The organism is Pirellulaceae bacterium, assembly GCA_029243025.1.
Taxonomy (GTDB): Bacteria; Planctomycetota; Planctomycetia; order Pirellulales; family Pirellulaceae.
In genome coordinates, this window is the sequence record JAQWSU010000056.1 from 153,708 (window position 1) to 174,824 (window position 21,117).

General features: G+C 51.6%; 13 protein-coding genes. 3 read left to right on the forward strand and 10 right to left on the reverse strand.

Annotated elements, in window-relative coordinates:
• Positions 1-58 precede the first annotated feature (58 nt).
• Both P8N76_28000 and P8N76_28005 read right to left on the reverse strand, forming a co-directional pair.
• Entirely contained in the window at positions 59-1,108 is a 1,050-nt protein-coding gene (locus P8N76_28000; GenBank protein ID MDG2385544.1) for a hypothetical protein, read from the reverse strand.
• A 449-nt stretch (positions 1,109-1,557) separates the two neighbouring features.
• Positions 1,558-7,899 carry a hypothetical protein gene (locus tag P8N76_28005; protein ID MDG2385545.1) on the reverse strand — a complete coding sequence of 2,114 codons (6,342 nt, stop codon included), beginning with the start codon at positions 7,897-7,899 and terminating at the stop codon, positions 1,558-1,560.
• A 241-nt stretch (positions 7,900-8,140) separates the two neighbouring features.
• On the opposite strand from P8N76_28005, the gene P8N76_28010 reads away from it, so the two are divergent.
• A complete protein-coding gene (locus tag P8N76_28010; GenBank protein MDG2385546.1) occupies positions 8,141-10,195 on the forward strand; it encodes an alpha/beta hydrolase family protein in 2,055 nt (684 codons plus the stop codon).
• Positions 10,196-10,387: 192 nt separating this feature from the next.
• Positions 10,388-12,217 (forward strand): PEP-CTERM sorting domain-containing protein, encoded by a 1,830-nt coding sequence (locus P8N76_28015; GenBank protein MDG2385547.1) that lies wholly within the window; start codon positions 10,388-10,390, stop codon positions 12,215-12,217.
• Between the two features lie 286 nt (positions 12,218-12,503).
• Here the strand turns inward: P8N76_28015 and mutS are convergent, their stop codons facing one another.
• The 5 genes from mutS to P8N76_28040 form a co-directional block, all read right to left on the reverse strand.
• On the reverse strand, positions 12,504-15,116 hold the full coding sequence (mutS, locus tag P8N76_28020; protein MDG2385548.1) for a DNA mismatch repair protein MutS: 2,613 nt from the start codon (positions 15,114-15,116) through the stop codon (positions 12,504-12,506).
• Between the two features lie 74 nt (positions 15,117-15,190).
• The gene (locus P8N76_28025; GenBank protein ID MDG2385549.1) at positions 15,191-15,844 is read right to left on the reverse strand and encodes a hypothetical protein; all 654 of its coding nucleotides are present in this window, start codon (positions 15,842-15,844) and stop codon (positions 15,191-15,193) included.
• A 145-nt stretch (positions 15,845-15,989) separates the two neighbouring features.
• Positions 15,990-16,484 (reverse strand): 6-pyruvoyl tetrahydropterin synthase family protein, encoded by a 495-nt coding sequence (locus tag P8N76_28030; GenBank protein MDG2385550.1) that lies wholly within the window; start codon positions 16,482-16,484, stop codon positions 15,990-15,992.
• Positions 16,485-16,493: 9 nt separating this feature from the next.
• On the reverse strand, positions 16,494-17,342 hold the full coding sequence (locus P8N76_28035) for a triphosphoribosyl-dephospho-CoA synthase (protein ID MDG2385551.1): 849 nt from the start codon (positions 17,340-17,342) through the stop codon (positions 16,494-16,496).
• Positions 17,343-17,360: 18 nt separating this feature from the next.
• On the reverse strand, positions 17,361-18,248 hold the full coding sequence (locus P8N76_28040) for an alpha/beta fold hydrolase (GenBank protein MDG2385552.1): 888 nt from the start codon (positions 18,246-18,248) through the stop codon (positions 17,361-17,363).
• A 432-nt stretch (positions 18,249-18,680) separates the two neighbouring features.
• Here P8N76_28040 and P8N76_28045 point away from each other — a divergent pair, with 432 nt between their 5' ends.
• Entirely contained in the window at positions 18,681-18,863 is a 183-nt protein-coding gene (locus tag P8N76_28045) for a hypothetical protein (GenBank protein ID MDG2385553.1), read from the forward strand.
• Between the two features lie 16 nt (positions 18,864-18,879).
• Here P8N76_28045 and P8N76_28050 read toward each other — a convergent pair whose 3' ends face one another.
• From P8N76_28050 to P8N76_28060, 3 genes are all read right to left on the reverse strand, one after another.
• Positions 18,880-19,428, reverse strand: coding sequence for a CbiX/SirB N-terminal domain-containing protein (locus P8N76_28050; protein ID MDG2385554.1), 549 nt, complete (start codon positions 19,426-19,428; stop codon positions 18,880-18,882).
• A gap of 74 nt (positions 19,429-19,502) precedes the next feature.
• Positions 19,503-20,414, reverse strand: a complete 912-nt coding sequence (locus P8N76_28055) for an NAD(P)-dependent oxidoreductase (protein ID MDG2385555.1) — start codon at positions 20,412-20,414, stop codon at positions 19,503-19,505.
• 76 nt (positions 20,415-20,490) lie between these two features.
• Positions 20,491-21,084, reverse strand: coding sequence for an isochorismatase family protein (locus P8N76_28060; protein MDG2385556.1), 594 nt, complete (start codon positions 21,082-21,084; stop codon positions 20,491-20,493).
• Between the last annotated feature and the right edge of the window lie 33 nt (positions 21,085-21,117).

Genomic DNA, 21,117 nt, shown 5'->3' on the forward strand with positions numbered 1-21,117 from the left:
CCTTTTTGCAACCCAAAAAGCGCTCGCCAGCATCGCAACAAATGGACAACATCACCCACTAGTCAATCATTCGTACTCGATGATTCTCGCTGTCACCGATAAAAACGCGCCCGCCATGATCAACACAAATTCCGTGCGGCCGATTAAGACTGGCAGATGTGGAAGGACCATCATCGCCGGTAAAGCCGCGGTGTGCCGGACCTTGGCCTGCGAACGTCGAAATCGTATTTTGCTGCGTATCGATGAGTCGCACAACTTGGTTTTCCGTATCGACGACAAATACCCTGCCCTGGGGTCCGACAGCAATTCCTTTCGGTCCGTTAAAAGTGGCTTTCAACAAATCAGGATTATTGTCGAACCCCTTCTCTCCTGATCCAGCCACATGTTGCCAAGTAGGGTTGTCATTTAATCCCAGTTTCCAAATGCTGTTGCCCTCTCGTAATGCGACCCACAGTGTTCGCCCTACGATGAACAACGCTCGTGGACCATGTACGGCCCGGTTTTTCGCACGCTGACCATCCGCCGGCCCCTGCTTTTGCCCCGTCCCCGCCATGGTCTGAATCGTGCCCGTTTCGCCATCGATCTTTCGTATGCGATGATTCCCAATGTCGGCAATGTAAATGTTCCCGATCGCATCCAGCGCTAAACTGTGAGGTCGATTGAGCCGAGCCTTGGTCGCCGGTCCCCCATCGCCCGAAAAACCCTTGCGTCCCGAGCCTGCAATGGTTGTAATCACTCCCGTCTTAGCATCGATCCGGCGAACCACGTGATTTTCCATCTCGACAAAGAACAGATTACCCCCTTGGTCAAAACGAATTTCATACGGTTCTCGCAATTCTGCCAATCGGGCTAATCCTCCGTCGCCGCGATACCCTGCGTGCCCGTTACCCGCAATCACCTGCCATTTTTTTCCGTTAACCCCTAACCTCCAGATCCGATGATTTGAAACTTCGGTCACATAGAGTGCGTTATCCGGTCCGATCTCCACTCCAAATGGATTGCCAAGGTTTGTTTTCAAGGGTTGAGAAATCTGATTGACGGTCGATCTTCCGGTACCGATGATCGTTCGAATCGTCGACTCTGCCGATGCGGCTTGACTAAGCAACATTTGCAGACTGGCTCCAACAACACAGATTCGCAAAGGCAATTGGGACATTTTCATGACGGGTTGACGGTTTACGCCCTTTTCATTGAGGCCGGTTTTAAACAGAGCTGGGGGACAACTGGATCCTGACGGATGCGATGCGGTTTGACAGATTTCCATTAGACTGGTTCGGTGACCCAACCACCAGCTCCCTCGTTTCGAAAGGAGTGAACGGAAGGCGAATTCGGTCGGACGAACGTCCGATGCAGCGGATTCAACGGTTGCTCACCCAAAGCATCAGCCCAGTTCTCTCGAAGATGAGCATCGTCCAATCGATGTCAAACCACCGTTGGACAGCGAATTATTAATCGCGTGGCGCGAAGCTGCCCTGACTTCCGCAGTGGTTGTTTGCACCATCATCTTTAAAGCCACCGATCACAATGAAAAATCCATGGCCCACGTTTCGTAGTTCTTTACTGTTTTGGAGGACTCACTTCGCGAACGAGTGCGCCGGCTTCATCACTGAGAATCAGAACCGCGAATCGTTGCACGTTATCCAACGAATCCGTGCTGAGTGAAGAGTAATCAAACCGCCCGCGTCGATCGGTATAACCATCTTTGTAAAAACTAATCGTGCCATCTTTCATCTGCGCGTAGACCTTTACGTAAGCAGCTGCGATGGGCTCATTGGAAGCCTGAGTTGCGACGCGTAATTGCCCATAATTGCCAGAGACCTGCGCTGAAATCGAATTCGAATAATAGGCGTTTGACTGCCGACGTCCGGCCGCCTCAATCTCCACCAAGACGTTCTGATTCTGAAGTGCTTCAGGCAGTTCGATCTTGGATTGAGTCTGATCTCCCGCCAAATCAACTACCTGCGTCAGGTTCGGTTGAATGTAGGAGAACTGACCTGAATACTTTTGCACGAATGGACTACGGCTAAAGAGCAATTCAATGTCCATCAAATAATAGTTGACACGAACTTGATTCAGATTCGCATAACTCAGATCGATGATCTTCGATTCGACAGCAAAATCGAATGTTGGCTGTGAAGCTGCCATCCTTTCTTGAAATTGGTCTCGAGCCGATTCATCGACAAGTTCGGACGGATTTCCCTCAATCTCGTCCAACTGATTGCGCACCAGTGCGAAGGAGTTGCGCCACCGATCAACAGGATAGTTGACATAGCGTTCGGCGATGCTTCGGGCGAGTGCGAGATCACCGGAAGAAAAACTCAAATAGGCAGTACAGTAATCGTATTGCATGCGTGTTTCCAACTCGACGGGATCAATTTCGCCATGCATTTCCAACGCCTCTGCGACTCGATCTTGCGTCAACAGATAATAGATTGTTGACAAACGATCTTGAGCACTTGGCTCAGCAACATAACTCAACAGTTTCAGCCATCGATTGTATTGATCGAACAAGCGATCATTGAGAATTTGTCGTTGACTTCCAATTTGATGGGAACGCGCATTGACCAGAGGTCGGTATTCCAGGTGCTGGTAGGTACGGCGTGCCACGGGCCGAATCACCAACAAAGGACTCTGCAACATGCTGCCACACTGAGATACGAATTCATCACAATGCTGCAGGTAGTCATCGATGAAATTCGGCTGATTATGCTTAATCGAATAGGACCAGAGCGTCTGATTATAAGCGTGTCGCCGCTGCAGGATTCCGATCGCTTGCTCAAAGAAATCGAGATCAGCCATTCGAAAAGCGATTCGATCCAGTTGAACTGCGCCTAGATTCTCTTTTCGGAGATATGCCAATACATCTTCATCACTACCGAGTTGTGAGACATACTCCCAGGACTGCCGATCAACTTGGGATAGTTCCTTCACCACCTTAAACTTGAAAGGTACTGCGGCGGCCACGAGTGTTTCACCCTCTGAAACATGAACCGGAAACTGGTCAAATTCGCCAATCGCCGGAAAATAGAAATAGTATTCCAAAGCATGCGTGCGATAGGGTTCCAAACGGATTTTTTCGTTGTCAGTGTAGCCACCGTTACCAACGGGAATCGCTCCCCGCGGAATTTGGGTCAACACATCGAGTTCCTGCGCCGAAGAGGTCGGATTGGTAACCACGACGAGACAACCGTAAACAGTCTGCGGCAAGAATTCGTCATTGACAAACTTGTCCACTTGTTGGTTGTCGACCTGACGATAGCGATCATTCTGTTGAAAAAAGTTTTGACTGACCAGCAGTGGCGATTCGTCTTCACCCGCTTTTGTGGGTTGAATCTGCTGGTGGTAAACAATCATCGGACCGGCGGAAATCACCTTGAGTGCATTATCAACAAGCACTGTTTCATGCTGAGGTGATTCGAAGGGAAGATCGAGCACTGATAGCGCGAACATGATTTCAGTAAAGCTGTTCGAGGCCATCGCTAACGCCGTCGAATAAAATGGCTTCGTTTCATCATGACGGGCAAATTCCACCCAGAAGGAATTAACTTCCACTAATTCGCCGTTCTGTTTTTCGATTGGAAGTTGATAGTAGTTATTTTCCGCCCACTCTTGTGTCTGATCCAGGGCCCGATAGAGCTGTACGATCTTGGATTTCTCACGACCTTCAAGACTTGGTTCACCGAACGCGGCGAAGGATTTGTCGGCTCGATCAACGATGCCCGCATCGACCGATTCGCCTTCCGGCGCCATGGGCGGTTCAGCTTGCAATGCGTTCTCACGCTCGTTCTTGCGATACCGTCTCGTATCCGATCTGGCTGCGCCATCTTCCGCCTGCGTTTCGATCCCCAAGACAACTCCCCCGACGCCGCCCATTCCGCCTCCCGCAGCAAACGCTAAGCCTCCAACCGATTCAAGTGATTGACCGGCGATCGCCATATCAAACAGATAGTTGCTTTGTTCGACATCAGGCGGAATCAGATTCGCCGCATTCCTCAACGTTTCAACGGTGATCGGCTGTTCACCCGCCACCCGACGAGCTAACAGAATCCGTTCAACAACGTTTAACTGTTGATAATTCCAAGGTGACAAGAAGGCAGTGAGATCGTCACGAATTAAATAGTGATCTAGAAATGTCTTATTGAGTTTCTGACGCAAGTAAGGTTGGATAACGGCATCAAAAAATTCAGGATCTTTCTCTGAAATGAAGAAATCCAATTCATGACAAGCATATTTTGAATAACGTTCACGCTTTTCCTCATTTGTCATCTGGTTCCACTGAAGTACAAAACGAAAATCATTCAATTCAGTGGATGGCTGGAGAGTCTCATAAAGTTGGTAAACACGAGGAAGGGAATCGTACATTTCAAATTTACTGGAGCGAATATCGTCCAGTTGAAACGTTTGTCCTTGCTCAACAACGGAAATCTGATTCTGCTGCGAAAAATTTGCATCGGACTGCAAACCGGTCGCCAAGCGCAGATCTAAGAAGCGTGAATCAGTTTGCGGAAGATCCACATAACGAACGGAAGTTGTAAGCGGATCAACCGCGACGATTACAACCGTTTGCTTTCCCTTGAGTTCATCACGATCCACTTGAATTCGCCCGTCGGCGTCCGGCCTGGCGTTCAATCGCACGAAAGAGGCGTCCGCGAGGAAATTCAAGTCAAACTCGGTCGTTCCTGAGGCTGACTGCCTCCGCCGATCGCGTAACCTTCCTTTCTGCGCCGGACCTAACGCCGCCTCGTCGGCAAAATCACTGTCCTCGGCAAGCTCCTCGATGGCAGTTTCGGTGTCGCGAATGGCCCATGGATTCAACAGCAACTCAGGACGTGCCAACATATTCCCGGGAAACTTCTGAGCATACTTACGATCGAGAACATAACGATATTCGTCACCAATCGTTCGCCCTTCGACATACAGGCAACTCGATGGCACACGATAGCCAAAAGCCGGTTCCGCATCGCGAACCTTTGCCAATCGACTGTAAGCATCATATTCGGGTCGAAATGTTGTCGCGAAGACATGCACTCGAGAAAACGGCGAACTATTCCCAAGCTGCACCTGGATCTTGTCGGCTTTCACATCAACCGATTCGATCAAAACCGTATCCCTTCCTCGCATCTCAAGCTGACGAAATCGCCCAAGTACATAACCGGCGGCCGGAACCCCTTCGGTGATTCGAACCTGAATCACCTCCCCTAAATGTTTGAGCGTCAACTGATAATCGCCGGCAGCGAGCCCCGAAAGGATCCATTGGCCATCTTCCCAGCGAATCGCGTCAAAGCGATCTGCCACATATTGACCGTGCCGCATTTCTAGCAGAGACATTTCATCCCGGCGCGGTTGACGCGAAGCCCCCATCGCCGACAACTTAATAGGCTGTCCGACCCTCCCATTCACAGAACGGTAATAGGAATGTCGATTCAGCCGCAGTTTCCATTGACGTTGGGCCCCATCGGGTGCAGTGGCTGATATCCAAGCGATTTCTTCCAAGGTCCCGAGACTGATTCGCCCTTGATCATTGGTCCGAAGCGTCACCGATACCGGATCACGGAAGTCACGGTGCTTGCACTTCAGCTGGACGGGACGGTTGGGGCGCGGCTCTCCTGACTTCCCTAGCAAATCGACAAAGTGCTCTCCCTTAACCTCGGACAAGTGCAGACTTCCTGTACGAAATTCATGCTTCTTTGTCATCTCGGCTTCACTCCGATGTTGAATCGCTGAAGCAACCGAGAAATCATCGCTGGCAACAAGGTCGATGTCTTTTCCCTGACTGAGGCTATCAACTTGCGCGTTTAACGAGACAGAAATCTGAGCAAGCCGGGGTGGCACACGAAATTCATGGACATAATCGACATCATCCTGCAGCTTCAGGTTGGAGACAGTATCTGTCGAAGTAATGCCATCTTTGTTCGTCGAGGAAATCGTAAGCTGAACGTTTTTAAGCAATGCAAGCCCAACCGGTTGTTTGTTGAGTAGTAGGCCAGGCCGTACCAACAGCTTGGCGATTCGACCGCTCAACAACGACTCTCGGTCCGTGTAGAAACCAACTTTCATCGCATAGGATTCAGCTTCATGTTCAAATCGTGCCAGCGTCACGGTCTGATCGTGAATCAGAATCACACGCTGGCGTCCTGGTTGGCTGCTGAACGGTACCAGGATATTCCCCTGGCCATCGGCATGGTACAGTTGGCCCCCTATCCACAACGATGCATCATTCAATTGCAACTCATTCTCGTCAAAGATCGAGAACTCCATTCCTGCGGAGGTCGATCGAACAACGTGTCGCAATTTCCCCTTCTGCAACAAAGCACGACTACTTTTCCCGTTGCCAATGAAGTCAATCACGTAGATGCCCGGTTTGCTCAAGGACTCAAATTCAAACTCACGGCGGATGCGGCGCAAAGGTGGATCCTTGTATTCAAACGCCCTTTCTTCATTTGGAATGAGTCCGTCCAAATTGATTCCTGTGCTCACATTACGCCCCTGATCCTTGTAAAAATTGAGGGCGTTGATTCGGTAAACCTTCACGATCAGATTGGAAACATTCTTGACATTAACCCCAATCGTCGCAGCTTCACTCGCCCCCAACTGTTGTGGATTCGTGGGTAAGAAATCAAGATCGACTCGCTGCTTTAATCGCTGGTAGGCCTCGGGCGGCAATTGGGAATACCATTGCTGCGGATCCCCCAAGCCGTGGACGATCTTTGTTTCGGCGAAGAGGTGCTTCAAGAACAAATCTTTCACATAGGGTGAAAAGTCGCGGTAATTCTTCGCGTCCACAAAAAAGTGCTGGAGGTATCGGCGAACGAGTTCATGATCGTTTCGAATCGGTGGAAATCGAGTCACCGATTGAAAGTCAGCGTTTAGATTAACCTGGTGCCGTTTGTGCTCAGACTGCTCCAGGTATTTGCGACTCACGTAATCAACGACGCGAGGCAGCTTCAGGTAAGCTAAGAATCGCTCCCGGTTGTACTTCCCCTGTGATTCGTCGATCGTCAACTGATGATAAAGCACGTGCGCCTTCAATGAGTTATGACTCGGATCGAGAGTCTCTGCAAAACCCCAAAGACGCGAGAGGAACGCTTCACGAGCCGATCGATCAAATTGCATATTCACATCGGACGATGGCTGAAGCTTACTTAAGTAGGTGTTGACGAATTTGGTTTCATTTCGAAGTGAGGGCTTTAACACAAGGCACTGATCAAGTTGATCCTTGAGTAAGTTGCGATGAATCTGAAAGGATCCAAATCCGCCGCTATTGCGTGTATTCAGATCTGCAATCACTATTTCTGGCAAACCTGTTACATCGGGTCGCTGCATTCGCTTGAGCAAATCACGACGATGAGTCGCGTCAATCGACTCGAGGGCTAACCAATCAAGCGCAGAATCCTCGAAACCATTCAATGTATTTCGGTGACGCTTCAAAGCGACCTGAGTCAATCGTTGACGGGAAATCAGCTGCGCATCAAGCTGCGTCGGGAGCTGTGCCGCACGATCCACCGTATCTCGCTGGTGGTTGAACTGAAGCCCCAGTTGTCGTTGCAAAAACGTCAGCGACTTCTGGGGATGTTGACGATAGGTCAATAACGCTTGACGATTCTGAATTTCTTGAACGCGAGACGTCACATTGTGTCGCTTGATCCAAGCCGCCAACAACTGCTCAACTCGATCAAACTGCTGCAGATTTTGCTGGTGAAGACACTGGAAGTAATAATACTCCTCGGTCCCCGGAATCAATTTTTCCAAGGCAAGGTCGCGATCGCTCGCAAGACTAAAGTCTTCGATGAATCCAATCTCTCCGGCCTGACCGCTCAGAGTCTGCAAACCGAAGAGTCCTCCGACGAGCGCCAAAGCGACACCAAATCGCACGCCACGAAAAATAACCGTCCAGTGCATTCCCATCGTTCCCAACCTCACAAATTTCGATACGGCTCATGAGTGCATTCCGCTGACAGTCACCCATTCGTGCTGATTTGACGTTTCTACAACCGATTAAGTTTCCCTCGATTTTTGAATTTCGCAAAATGATCATTTACGAGATCCGCTGAAACAGGCAGAATTGCAACGAGAAGCCCGTTTTTTCCGAAAAAACAAGCGATCTTGAACTCCTCGAAAACAACAAACGGAGTAAATATCGATGCGGTCCCCAAAAACGCTGGTCTTAAGTCTGATCCTGGCGACCTGTTTCGGTAGGAGTTACCTGTCCGGGAACTGCCCTGCCGCAGCTCCGGGGGATGCGATGCTTGCCAAATATTTTCGCGCGGAAACAATCGCACTCCAGCAACAAAGTCTGTCCGACATTCGATCGCTCGATCATTGGACAAACAAAAGGTCTGCCTATCGAGAACAATTGCAGGAAATGCTGGGCCTCTCTCCGCTGCCAAGCAAGACGGATCTCAAGCCAACGATTACGGGCTCCACGTCGCGTGACGGCATTGTCGTCGAACGGCTGCATTTCCAATCACGTCCTGGGCTCTACGTGACCGGCAACCTCTATCGTCCTGCGCAGGTCAGCGAGCGACTACCAGCAATCCTTTACGTGTGCGGACACGGAAGAGTCACCATCGATGGCGTCAGCTACGGAAATAAAGTCCACTACCAACATCATGGAGCCTGGTTTGCCCGCAATGGTTACATCTGCTTGACCATTGACTCGGTTCAATTAGGAGAAATCGCCGGAGTCCATCATGGCACCTACCGGTACGACATGTGGTGGTGGCTCAACCGAGGCTACACGCCCGCCGGAGTGGAGGCATGGAACTGCATTCGGGCGCTCGACTATTTGGAGACACGACCGGATGTCGATCCTAACCGTCTTGGTGTGACAGGCCGCAGCGGGGGTGGCATTTACAGTTGGTGGCTTACCGCACTCGACGATCGCATCGCTGCCACGGTCCCGGTAGCGGGTATTACCGACCTAATGAACTATGTTGTGGATGGAGTGATCGAAGGCCATTGCGATTGCATGTTCATGGTCAACACTTATCGATGGGATTATCCGCACGTTGCCGCCCTGGTCGCGCCACGTCCCTTGCTGATCAGCAATACCGATCGTGACAATATTTTCCCACTGGACGGAGTCGTTCGCACCCACCAAGTCGTTAAACGAATCTACTCACTGCATGATGCGGCCGATCAACTTGCCCTGAACATCAGCTCAGGTCCGCACCAAGACACTCAGGAACTTCGAATCAATGCCTTCCGCTGGCTGAATCATCATCTTCGCCAAGATAAAACGTTGATCACCGATGTGGCGACCAAGTGCTTTGAACCTGACGAACTCAAAGTCTTCGCTGAATTGCCAACGGACGAACGTAATCACAATGTGCATGAGTGGTTTGTCGCTGCAGCCCCCCCTGCAAAGCCGCCCACCACGGAATCCGATTGGAAGCAAATGCGAGATGCCTGGAAAACGGCGCTCGACCAACGTGTCTTTCGGGGCTGGCCCCAGCAACAAATCCCCCTTAATGCGGAGTGTGTATTCTCGACGCGTGACAGCCAAAGCACGCGATCCGTCTTTCAGTTTGACAGTCAAAACGCCGTGCGACTGCCAGTCTATGTTGTTCAACCCAATCAAACGGCTGATTCCAAAATCGTACTCCAGGTACTGGACGAATCTGGCTGGCAAGCGTTTCTCGCCAGATACGCAAATCGCTTTCCTCAAAACCTGACAACTGCGACAGAAACTGCAGCTTCACCTGATCCCATCGCGAACCCCGAGCGCACAACGGTCTACGTCGTTCCACGTGGTATTGGACCCACCGCATGGAATCCAAACCCGAAAAAACAAAAACAAATTCGCAGACGTTTTTACCTGTTAGGGCAGACACGTGACACGATGCGTATCTGGGACCTGCGCCGCGCCATTCAACTCACTCACGCTTTAAAGTTGTCCCAGGAAGCACCATTCATTCAAGCCGACAAGGGTATGGCCGCGCTGGCTCTCTATGCCGCTCTCTACGAGCCTGGAGTCCAACAACTGAATCTATCTAGGTTGCCAACCTCTCATCGGGCCGGCCCCTACCTGTTAAATGTGCAGCGATTCCTGGAACTGCCGCAGGTGTTAACCATGGTTGCTGAGCGGTGTGCAGTGACTTTGCACGACGTCGATGCGGATCCATGGCGATTTTCAACCGAGAGTCAATCAAACCTACAATGGCCAGCCAAGCGGGTCACAATTCATGGCAGGTAGGCTGTTTTTTTTCTTGCATACGTCGTTCTGACTGATTAACCTGCGAGCCATGTTCGTTGGTCAAACCTTGGCTGCCAAGCAATCCAATCGATAGGTGGCCAGTCGCCACCCATCCCGATAAAAAACGATTCCCAAGTCCCCCGTACGGTATCTACATTCCGCCCCCTTTGGGCTTACTGGTCGAGGAATCTCATGAAGCACCACCCACCACTCGTTCGTAACTGGCAAGCCGTTTTTGTCAGCGTTTTCATTTTCAGTCAATCGGCATCTGCAGTTCCCGTCACAGACGGCCTCGTATTGTGGCTGGATGCGACCGATCCGGCCACGCTATTTCAAGACGAAGATCTTAGCATTTCGGCGGCCCTCGGCGACCCAGTTGGCGGTTGGCAAGACAAGAGCGGCAACGATTTCCATGGAACACAATTCGATGACATTCTTCAGCCGACCTACCAAGCCAATACCATGAACGGGCTTCCATCCGTTCGCTTCGATGGTCTTGATGGCGATGGAATGGTGATTGACGATGGCTTGTATCTCGAAAGGGATTACACGGCCTTTATTGTCAACCAATATTGGGGAAACATTCAAGGACGAACTCTCCAAGCACGCGGCGGCCCGAACTGGCTGCATGGACTTTGGGGCGGTAACTACGGCTCCTATGCGGAAGGTTGGGTCGGTTTCAACCCGGCCGAGATCGACGTTGCCTACGTGGCCGACACCGTCGGCACCGAGGATGGCTCAAGCTTCACCGTCAACGGCGGGAATCAAACGGAGAGTAATACCCCGGTGGGTAGCCCTGGAAATCTCGGTATCGGCTCGAGCGGGGGTTTTGCTGAAGTCAGCGACGCGGATGTATCTGAAATTGTGATTTACGATCGGATACTCTCGGACACGGAACTCGGTCTCGTGCGCGATCACTTGTATACGAAATATGATGTCACAAGGATTCCCGACCTTCCTCCACCTCCGCAACAGAATGTGGTACTCAAGGGATCATTGGGAACCTTCACAGCTGTTGACGAAGGCGTCGACTTTGAAGGCGAATTTCTCTATGCGGTCGATGTGGGCGGGTTCGGTGACGTGACCGTAGGCGATGCGGAGTTCACGGACGGAAGCCTTTTAGATTGTTGTCAGGATGGTGTTGATCTGACCACCGATGAACGCGAAATCTTGGAATGGCATGGCGATGCCAACTACGGTGATCTCGACCTGGAACAGGTCATGCAATCGATTCGGTGGAGCGCCGCACCGGCAGAAATCGCTATTGAACTGGAAGTCGAAGCAGGCACGCCTTACACCTTACAGCTATTATTCGCGGAAAGCTGCTGCGATCGGGGTTTCGACATCATGGTCGAGAACGAAGTTGCCGTAGAGAACTTCAACGTACAGCTCACTCAAGGTGGTATCAACAACGGTGAAGCGGGCGTCGTGTATAGCCTGAGCGTAATTCCCGAGGATAATAATCTGGAAATCGTCTTGGGTGACAGTGGAAATGACGCCCGACCCAACCCATCAGCACCTGACAACAATCCGATCCTGAACGGATTCACTTTAGAAATTGGTGGAGCTGTCATCGAGGGCGACTTCAATAACAACGGGCTGCTCGATGCCGAAGACATTGATCTACTCTCCGCCGAGGTAACATCGGGTAATAACAACATCGCTTTTGACCTAAACGGTGATAATGTGGTCACTCAATCCGATCGCACCGTCTGGGTTGAAGATCTCAAGTACACCTACTTTGGCGACGCCAACTTTGATGGCCAATTCAATAGCACCGACTTTGTCGCAGTCTTCGTGGCTGCTAAGTACGAAGATGAAGTACCGATGAATGCCGGTTGGAGCGAAGGGGATTGGAATGGAGATGGTGACTTTGACAGTTCGGATTTTGTGACTGCCTTCGTCGGAGCCGGATTCGAAGTAGGGCCTCGTCCTGCTCCAGCTCAGACGGTGCCCGAACCGAGCAGCAGCCTGCTGCTCTTATTGGGAATCCTAGCAATCCGACGTCGCCGTCAAAGCTGACCCTTTTCTCAGTCATCGTTCACAAATACGGCGCATCGGCTCTCGCGGGTGTCGCCGTATTTTTCTGTACTCGGATCAACTCTCACCGAGAAGTTCACCGAGAAGTTCGCCGAGAAGTTCGCCGATGAATTTCTGGATCGATGCGTGTTACGGCACTACGATTCATCCCGCCAGCGTCAATCGCCCCGGTCAATTGAGCAAAACAAGCCGATCGATTTTGACAGCTCCCCAACATGAAGCGGGCACAAGTTTCAGAGCGATCCGCGAGACCAAGTAAGGGCAGCCGTTAGCCGTCCTTCAGTTGATTCTTCCAACTTTGAATGCAAGTCAGAGCATCCAATGGCGTCATTTGATTGATATCCGATTCACGAATTTCGTCCAACAAGGGATGTTCTACCGCTCCAAACAGCGTCAATTGGACGTCACCTTGCGGTCGTTCAAAATGTGGCGGTGGTATTTTTGGTCGTCCTTCACCGTCAAGATGCTCCGCTTCCAAACGAGACAGAATCTGTTTTGCACGCTCATTCACATCCCCAGGAATTCCTGCAAGTCGAGCGACATGAATGCCGTAGCTTTTATCTGCAGAACCTTCCACAATTTTGTGCAAGAAGACAACATTATCTTGCCATTCTTTGACAGCCACATTGAGATTTCGAACCTTTTCCAAGGTTTGGTCCAGATCGGTCAACTCGTGATAATGTGTGGCAAATAAGGTGCGACACCCAATTTGATCATGCAAATGTTCGACAATCGCCCAGGCAAGCGAGAGGCCGTCATAAGTACTGGTCCCTCTGCCAATTTCATCCAGGATCACTAAGCTTTGACGGGTTGCCGTGTTGAGAATCCGTGCGGTCTCGGTCATCTCAACCATGAAAGTACTTTGCCCCTTTGACAACTCATCACTGGCGCCGACGCGCGCAAAAATACGATCAGCGACGCCGATTGTGGCTTGTTTGGCGGGCACATAGCTACCGACTTGAGCCATTAATGTAATCAAAGCCACCTGCCGAATGTAGGTACTTTTACCAGCCATGTTCGGGCCGGTAATCAGCAACAATGTTCCGTCATCATCATTGGCCAGTGTGTCGTTCGGTACGAAGGTTCCCTGGGGTTCAACAATATCCAGGACAGGATGTCGACCTTCCACGATCTGGAGCGTGGGTTCTTTGACCATCTGAGGACGGCAATAAGCCTGCTTGCGGGCAAGATCGGCCAATCCTACCAGGACATCCAGTTCGGCAAGAATATCAGCGGTCGACTGCAAACGTCTTGCTGACAATTGCACCAAATCACGCAGCTCAACGAACAGATCATACTCAAGATCTTTCGCTTTTTCGTCGGCCGAGAGCACTTGCTCCTCGTACTCTTTCAACTCAGGCGTGATGTAACGTTCCGCATTCTTGAGTGTCTGCTTGCGAATAAAATGCTCGGGGACCTTATCACGGTGTGAATTGGTCACCTCGATGTAATAGCCGAACACTTTGTTGAATCCGACTTTCAAGCTGGGAATCCCTGACTCTTCCAACTGTTGTGCCTGATATTTGGCAATCCACGCTTTCCCGCCAGAAGCTAATTGCCTCAGTTCATCCAACTTGGCGTTGTAACCAGCCCGTAAAAAACTTCCCTCTCGGGACGTGAGTGGACATTCTTCTTCCAGTGCCGCCACCAATTTGCTGCACAAGTCCGGACAGAGATCCAACTCCATTTCGAGGTTCTTCAACAATCGACTTGTACGTCCACTCATTCGATTTTTGATCGCGGGGAGTGTTTGCAGTGTCCGAGCCAGGCAACTCAGGTCGCGTGGATTCGTCCGACCGGTGGCAACTCGTGCCAACAGACGCTGCATGTCGTAGATGCCCTTCAACTCTTGCTGAAGATCAGCGCCCAGCGGCAAATCCCCCAGGAGTTCAGCGATCGCGTCGTGACGTTCTTCAATTCGAGCTACCTCTGTCAGCGGATTGGCAATCCAATCGGCTAAGCGTCGCGATCCCATCGAGGTCACGGATCGATCAATTACGGACAATAACGAACCCTCGCGATTTCCATCTCGTAACGTTCGCGTTATTTCAAGACTTCGTCGGGTGGCCTGATCAATCTCCAAGCACTGTCCAGACCGATAGGGCGAAAGTCGGTCGATATGCTCCAGTGATGATTTCTGAGTCTCGTTTAGATAGGCGATAACGCCTCCGGCTGCCCGAACCGCCAATCGGTCGTCATCGGTAAAACCGAAGCCCTCTAAGGTCATCGTTCCGAACTGTTTTTCAAGAGCTTCTCGACACGTCTCGTACGCGAACTCCCAAGCAGGTCGGAGCGTGGTCATCATCGACTCGGAAGTCAATCCATCTGTCCATTCAACCTCCTCGCCAGCGAGGCACTCCGCCGGCTGAATCCGAGAAAGCTCATCCGCCACTTGGTCTCGAGGCACGGTCGTCGCAAAAAACTTGCCGGTAGAGAGTTCAACCCAGGCGAGACCCGCTGTGTTACTCGCGTCCGCCGAGCTCTGTTCAATGACAATGGCGGCCAGATAATTGCTTTCGCGAGGATCCAGCAGGGCATCATCCGTCAAAGTGCCGGGCGAGACCACTCGAGTCACGTCCCGTTTGACCAGCCCTTTCGCTTTTTTGGGATCCTCCACCTGCTCGCAAATTGCGACGCGAAACCCTTGCTTGATCAGTTTCGCCAGATAACTTTCTAATTGGTGATGGGGAAAACCTGCCATCGCGACAGGATTTTCCGTGTTCTTGTCGCGACTGGTCAGCGTGAGCCCAACTCTCGGGGCAGCGAGCTTGGCGTCCTCAAAGAACAGTTCGTAGAAATCGCCCATGCGGAAGAACAGCAAAGCATCGCCACATGCTGCCTTCGCATCCATGTATTGCTGCATCATCGGTGTCGTGGCCATGGCGGGGATGGTACCACGGCACGGAAGTCGAAACTAGGGGCCCGGACGATGAACCAAAAGCCACCTCTTTCAGTTCAATCCGGCTTCGACAACTGGCTCGCACCGGCTGAGCCTCTCGCAGCGCCAGATTGCTGAATTGATTCTGCGAGAATTTGGTGGATCGCCCCGGTACTATTCGCTAACAGCTGATCCAAGAATTCACTCGAGCTTCGCGTCATTCCAGGACCAACTGGCAATCTCCGACAAAGCAACTGTGAAATCACCTCTGCCATTTCAGCACGAACCAATGGCGAGATCGTTCCTCCCCCCGATAGTCGCCTGACAATCTGCAGTCGCCTCTTCTTCGGTAACAAGGCCAAGACCTCAGCGGCAAGAGAGGCGGGCAAATGAGAGAGAATCGCTGCCTGTGTCTGCGGCAATTCCTCCCCAAGCAAACCAATAATCTCAGAGGCCGGGCGAGGCGTCAAGAAATGGATCGGCGGCATCTGAGTCGCCGGTGGATCAATTCTTGTCCGCGGGGCTGACTTTGTTTTTTTCTGCCGTTTCGTGAGCCGCAGGAATTCGTTGATCGCCAGCTTGCGATCTTCACGACTGGGCCGTTTCGATTCGTCCGCCATGCGACGAATGACGGCAACCTGCTTTGCGGGAATCTGATCGAGGAGTTGGGACGCCAGCGGGCATGGCAAACTCGACAACATCAGCGCAGCTTTTTGGAGTTCGGTCTTCATCACAAGCAACTCGCACTTTCATGCGGCCGAAAAGTCTTGCACCACGAACAACGGACCGCCCTATAACGACCAATCGGCAAAGTCGCGAGAAAAGTTGAAATAAATTTACTGTTGAGACAAAATCCCGTCAAGCGATCGCAAAGAATCAAGCATCGGCCGTCCACTCCCATTCCGCCCACTGGCCATTATTTTCATCGACACCAATCCGTAAAGCGGATGGCTCGCAGCAGCCAAGTTCTGCCAGCTTCGACAATAAGCGATCTCCGAAATATTTTGCCACCAGTTCCGCCGTGGTATTCGGAACCGGCAAGATAACACAATCTTCCAATGGAAAAATCCAACGTCGCTCCTCAAAAGTCACGATGACCTCGCGATCGTCGGCGACGACGCGGATCCGCGGATGCTGAGCCGGCAGGATAACCCGATGATCCAATTCATCGACCATCTGCTTCAAGTAATCTCGTAGGGCAATGAAATCGATCACGTAGGAATTCTCATCCAACGGACCGTCGACTTCCGCGGCAACACGATAGTTGTGCCCGTGCAACCGCTCACAAATATTACCGTTGAATGTGATGAAATGTGCCGCACTGAAAACCAAGTAGTCCTTGGTTAGTTTCACTCGAAAAGACTCACTCATCGTGTCACCCTAGCCAAAGGGAACTTGTAGTTTGTTACCACGCAATAATACAAACAAGCCAGCCGCAATCAGGTCAGCGGTAGTCCCTGGATTACGCCGACGACCATCGGACCTCAACCAAAAATCAAAATCGGCAAGAGCCCGTTGATAATCTTCGGTCATGACGTCACCGGCCTCAAGCACCGCGGTCGCACGAGCGGCTGATTCTTTCGCCAAATCACGCCCGCCTTTCCGTGCGATCAAAGTGTCCGGAATCTGACTCATTACCTGCAGATGTGCGTTCACAATTCGATCTGGAACTGACAGTTCCTGGTGCTTCAGTAGGCAGGGAACGACCAACTGAAACAACTCCTGAAATCCGTTGGCATATTGTTTGGCAATGGTGTCTCGGTCAGCAGCAGCACGCATCGCGACGATCAGGTCACTGGGCGGCTGCGCGTGAATATCATCACCCCGCACGGGTTCACCCGCTGGATCCAGACCGCCCGGATTCGCTTGTCGCACGGCTTGGTAAATGAGCGCCGCGTCGTCGGCTTTCAGACTGCTCAACACATCGGGCAGCGATCTTTCCAAATCAAGTTCGCTTGCGACGGCTGCTATCGGCGCAAAGAGCAGCACGATGCCCAGATTCGTATTCGATCGGGTAACCCGATCGGTAGCCTGGATGGCATCCAACACGGTTCGTCCAACCGTCTGACTTCCCGCTCGCTCCATGACCGGACCAATGGCCACAGCACTTGCAGCAAAGTCGTTAAGCGTCGCATCGTCAAAGTCAGCCCCTCGATGAACATTGCCCGGCTTAGGCGCATTGACCTCCAGCAGACAAGCAAGCGTTGCGGATTGTCCAATCGTCAACATAAGAACAGAGACCGTCTATCAAACGACTTCAATCGACTTGCCGGCTAAAAACTCATTGAGCCGCTGAATGATTTTTTCACTGGCTTCTTCAACCACCCAATGTCCCGCGTCCTCAAGCTCTAACACCTCAGCCGAAGGAAAATGCTGTTGGAACCGACGTAGACATTCGGGAGTAAAGCACCAATCCCGCATCCCCCAGATCAACAAGACTCGCCGATCGGCCAAGGATGCCAATTGCTGTTCGATGCGGTCCAGCGTAGCCCAGGTCGGATGTTTTGGCGAGGCTGGAATATCCTTCACAAACCCATAGACAGCAACGCGATGTTCCCAACTGTCGTAGGGCGCTAGCAATCCCTCACGAGCCGTAGCAGACAGCTTACTTTGGTCTGCGACTGCCATCCTGACCGCAGCTTGCGAAAACAAGTTCAGACCCTGCAGCGCGTAGCGACCCACGACCGGAAAACGACAAACACGAATTCGCAATGGGATGTAGGGAGGCGGAAAGGCTCCTGTATTGAAGAGCACAAACTGCTTAAACCGATCGGGACGTGCCTGAGCCGCTCCCAAGCCGATCGCTCCTCCCCAATCATGCCCCAGTAAGGTCACATTGCGCAGATCAAGTTCGTCAATCAGCCGAACAAGATTGTCAATGTGTGTTTGCAACTGGTAACCATAATCAGCCGGCTTATCGCTCAACCCACATCCCAAATGATCGGGAGCGACACAGCGAAATTCCGAGGAGAAGCTATCGATCAGTCGCCGCCAGTAAAACGACCACGTCGGATTTCCGTGCACCATCAATAACGGCTCACCCTGTCCCTCATCAACAAAATGATAACGGTAATCCCCACAATGCGACCAATGCGACTCATACGGATAAGCAGTTTTCCAATCAGTCTTCGGCATCGATCCGATCAATTCCAACTACGTTTGACCTCGCCGGTCGCAGCGATTCGACAGGGGGATCCAAGGGGAGAGAGAGCAGTTACAGGCAAGCCGTAGCATAGCGAGGCAACCCAGTTCTGAACAGTCGGTCGAACTCGGGTTCAAGCCAACTTGGCCGTTCAGCCCGAAAAAAGCACCTCGGAATCTCTCCACCTCGGAATCTCATTCCCCGAACAATTGGCCGCATGGATCACCAGATCGAAAAGTCTCCCAGCGTGCTCGATCAAAAATGGTTCAAAGAACACTTGCTTCTTTTTTCGGGACGGCCCAAATCACATGCTACCTTTCCGATGGTTGCTTTTTCTTGATTCGAACATCGATGAAACCAATCCGCATCGTGAAATCCGGGTTGCCTTTTTTCACCAAATCTCAATTTCGATGAGGATGAGAGTGATGTCAATAAACGCTCGTGAACGCGTCGAAGAGTCAGAGGATGGCTTGATGCAAATGACGGAGGACGCCCCAGGAACAGCATCCGAGGTGACCGAGCAATTATCTGGCAACGATCCGATCCCCGGTTGGATTCTTGGAGCCGTCACCGTGCTCGTCTGTGTGATTCGCCTTATCTACACTTAAGTCCTGCTGCAAACGGTCATTCTGGTGAGGGTCCGTCCGAGAGAGGTGCCGCGGGCAAGATTTGACAGCCGGCAGTGTCCCGACACACATCACAGGTCTCGGAGTCGAAAACAGCTCGCCGTAAACATTGCTGAATGCGGTCCTGAATGATCTGAAGCATCAAACCATGGATCCCCAGCGGCGCCGTGACGACGAATCTCGTCTCAGGATATGGCCGAGCGGCCTCCGCCGCCAAACGAGGAATATCCTGATGCCAATGGCGACCGGGTGACAAGAAATAAGGATGCACAATGACCAGCTTGGCTCCCCGTGCCACGACGCGATCGTAAGCGGTCTTAATCGAAGGCTCAGCCAACTCCATATGGGCCGGCTCTATCCGTTCCAACCCCGTTTCAACACGCAAGTGATCAGCCACGACCAACAACAGCTGATTACTTTCTTCTCTGCGGGAACCGTGGTCCACCACGATAATACCGATCTGCTCCAAAGCCCATTCGCTGGATGACAAGATCGAACTCAATTCATTTCCAAAACCCAGTTGATTCAAAGGCTTATTCACGTTCACGATTTACTCTCGGCGTCCTGGTCGTCTCACTGGGCCTATCCGTTGTCTCACTGCATTCGAATGCTGCGCTCGCCTTAGGTGGCCGCACCAACTTTGACGGCCTCGACCAATTGAGCCACCGTTTTTCTCAAACGATTTTGACCGCCAAAGGTCATACCGAGTGAGCAAATTTTTTGGTTTTGAATCTGATGCTTCGGTGACTTTGTTCCACCGAGAATTTCAGCTTGACTACCCGAGATTTCCTTGGCAATGGTGGCAACCTCGAATTCTGACACATAGCGGTCATAGCAGTTGTAGGCTTGCCCCTCGATTCCCTCCGCAGTCAGCAAAAGCGTAGCCGCCTTGGCGACATCAGACACGTGAACTTCCTTGCCACCACGATGACACTCCACCGCTTCCCCTGCAACGACAGCCTTTACCAAATCGAACCATTTACTCTCGGTGGGTGGTTGGGTTACCCCATAAATCCCAGTAGGTCGAAGTGCACAAATGGAGTATTGCTGGCCAAGACCATAGGCATGAATAAACTTTTCGATAGCAGCTTTATGGGCGCCATAATGCGTCATTGGCCACAACGGATGGGTTTCGTCTAACGGCCGATCCTCCAAGATCACCTCGTGAACGGCACAGGTTGAAATAAAGACGAATCGATTCACGTCTTGCTGGCGGGCTGTCTCGATTAATCGCAGAGTGCCGACTAAATTTGCCTCCACAAATTCGACCAAATCGCCCTCTGCTCCTCGAAAACCGGCACCAGGTCGGTCCAAAGCCGCATGAATTACTGCATCACAACCCGACACGAGATCACAGGTCGCATCGGCCTGATTCAATTCGCCCTCGACCCATTCGATCCGACCATCGTCAGGAAAGCCTTGGGTCTGACTTGCGGGTCGCCTCCAACAACGGCAGGCATGTCCCGCATCGAGCAAATGGTCGACGAGATATCGGCCCACAAATCCTGTCGCCCCCGTGACTGCAACCTGCATCGTGACACCCCCGTTCTCGTGATCTACCCACTATTTATAAAAGGCGACTGTTTATAAGCGGCCACTCGTGCACCTACTAGGGATCCACTTCGATCACTGGCTTTTCGCGTTGCACAAGCCGACTGATCTGTTTGAAGCGATCGGACCCCGCTGCCTGGCACCACTCGAACAACGCCATCTCGGTAGTCACTAACGTGGCTCCGCTACTTTCCATTCGTTTGAGTGCCGTCTGATAATCGACCTCAAAACGGGAAGCAATCGCGTCGACTGGAACGTAAACATCGTATCCTACCGCGATCAGATCGAGGACCGTTTGCAAGACACAAACATGCGATTCGATACCAGCGACAAGAACTTTGGTGGTGGAGTGTTTTTTCAACTGATCGTAAAAATTCACGTCTCCGACGCAACTGAAGGTAATCTTATCCGAGACAGGTTGAATAAACGGCTGCAATTCGGCGTGGGTCGCACCAAGTTTCTCAGGATACTGTTCTGTCGCGATTCTCTTGACATCCAAGACACCCGCGCCTTCCAACAATCGTTTGATATTCCAAACCAACGGTATCCGATCCGGAATTGCATTGAGTAATTTATCTTGAACATCAACAACCAATAATGATGTATCGTCGGGAGACATCATTAATCGGCTTCGCAGGTAATCTTCAGACATTTCGACTCATCTCAAAAAGAGCTAACGGAAAAA

Bases quoted from the DNA above. Each gene is read 5' to 3' on its own strand.
- P8N76_28000 (MDG2385544.1), bottom strand. From the start codon at position 1,108: ATGTTGCTTAGTCAAGCCGCATCGGCAGAGTCGACGATTCGAACGATC.
- P8N76_28005 (MDG2385545.1), bottom strand. From the start codon at position 7,899: ATGCACTGGACGGTTATTTTTCGTGGCGTGCGATTTGGTGTCGCTTTG.
- P8N76_28010 (MDG2385546.1), top strand. From the start codon at position 8,141: ATGCGGTCCCCAAAAACGCTGGTCTTAAGTCTGATCCTGGCGACCTGT.
- P8N76_28015 (MDG2385547.1), top strand. From the start codon at position 10,388: ATGAAGCACCACCCACCACTCGTTCGTAACTGGCAAGCCGTTTTTGTC.
- mutS (MDG2385548.1), bottom strand. From the start codon at position 15,116: ATGGCCACGACACCGATGATGCAGCAATACATGGATGCGAAGGCAGCA.
- P8N76_28025 (MDG2385549.1), bottom strand. From the start codon at position 15,844: ATGAAGACCGAACTCCAAAAAGCTGCGCTGATGTTGTCGAGTTTGCCA.
- P8N76_28030 (MDG2385550.1), bottom strand. From the start codon at position 16,484: ATGAGTGAGTCTTTTCGAGTGAAACTAACCAAGGACTACTTGGTTTTC.
- P8N76_28035 (MDG2385551.1), bottom strand. From the start codon at position 17,342: ATGTTGACGATTGGACAATCCGCAACGCTTGCTTGTCTGCTGGAGGTC.
- P8N76_28040 (MDG2385552.1), bottom strand. From the start codon at position 18,248: ATGCCGAAGACTGATTGGAAAACTGCTTATCCGTATGAGTCGCATTGG.
- P8N76_28045 (MDG2385553.1), top strand. From the start codon at position 18,681: ATGTCAATAAACGCTCGTGAACGCGTCGAAGAGTCAGAGGATGGCTTG.
- P8N76_28055 (MDG2385555.1), bottom strand. From the start codon at position 20,414: ATGCAGGTTGCAGTCACGGGGGCGACAGGATTTGTGGGCCGATATCTC.
- P8N76_28060 (MDG2385556.1), bottom strand. From the start codon at position 21,084: ATGTCTGAAGATTACCTGCGAAGCCGATTAATGATGTCTCCCGACGAT.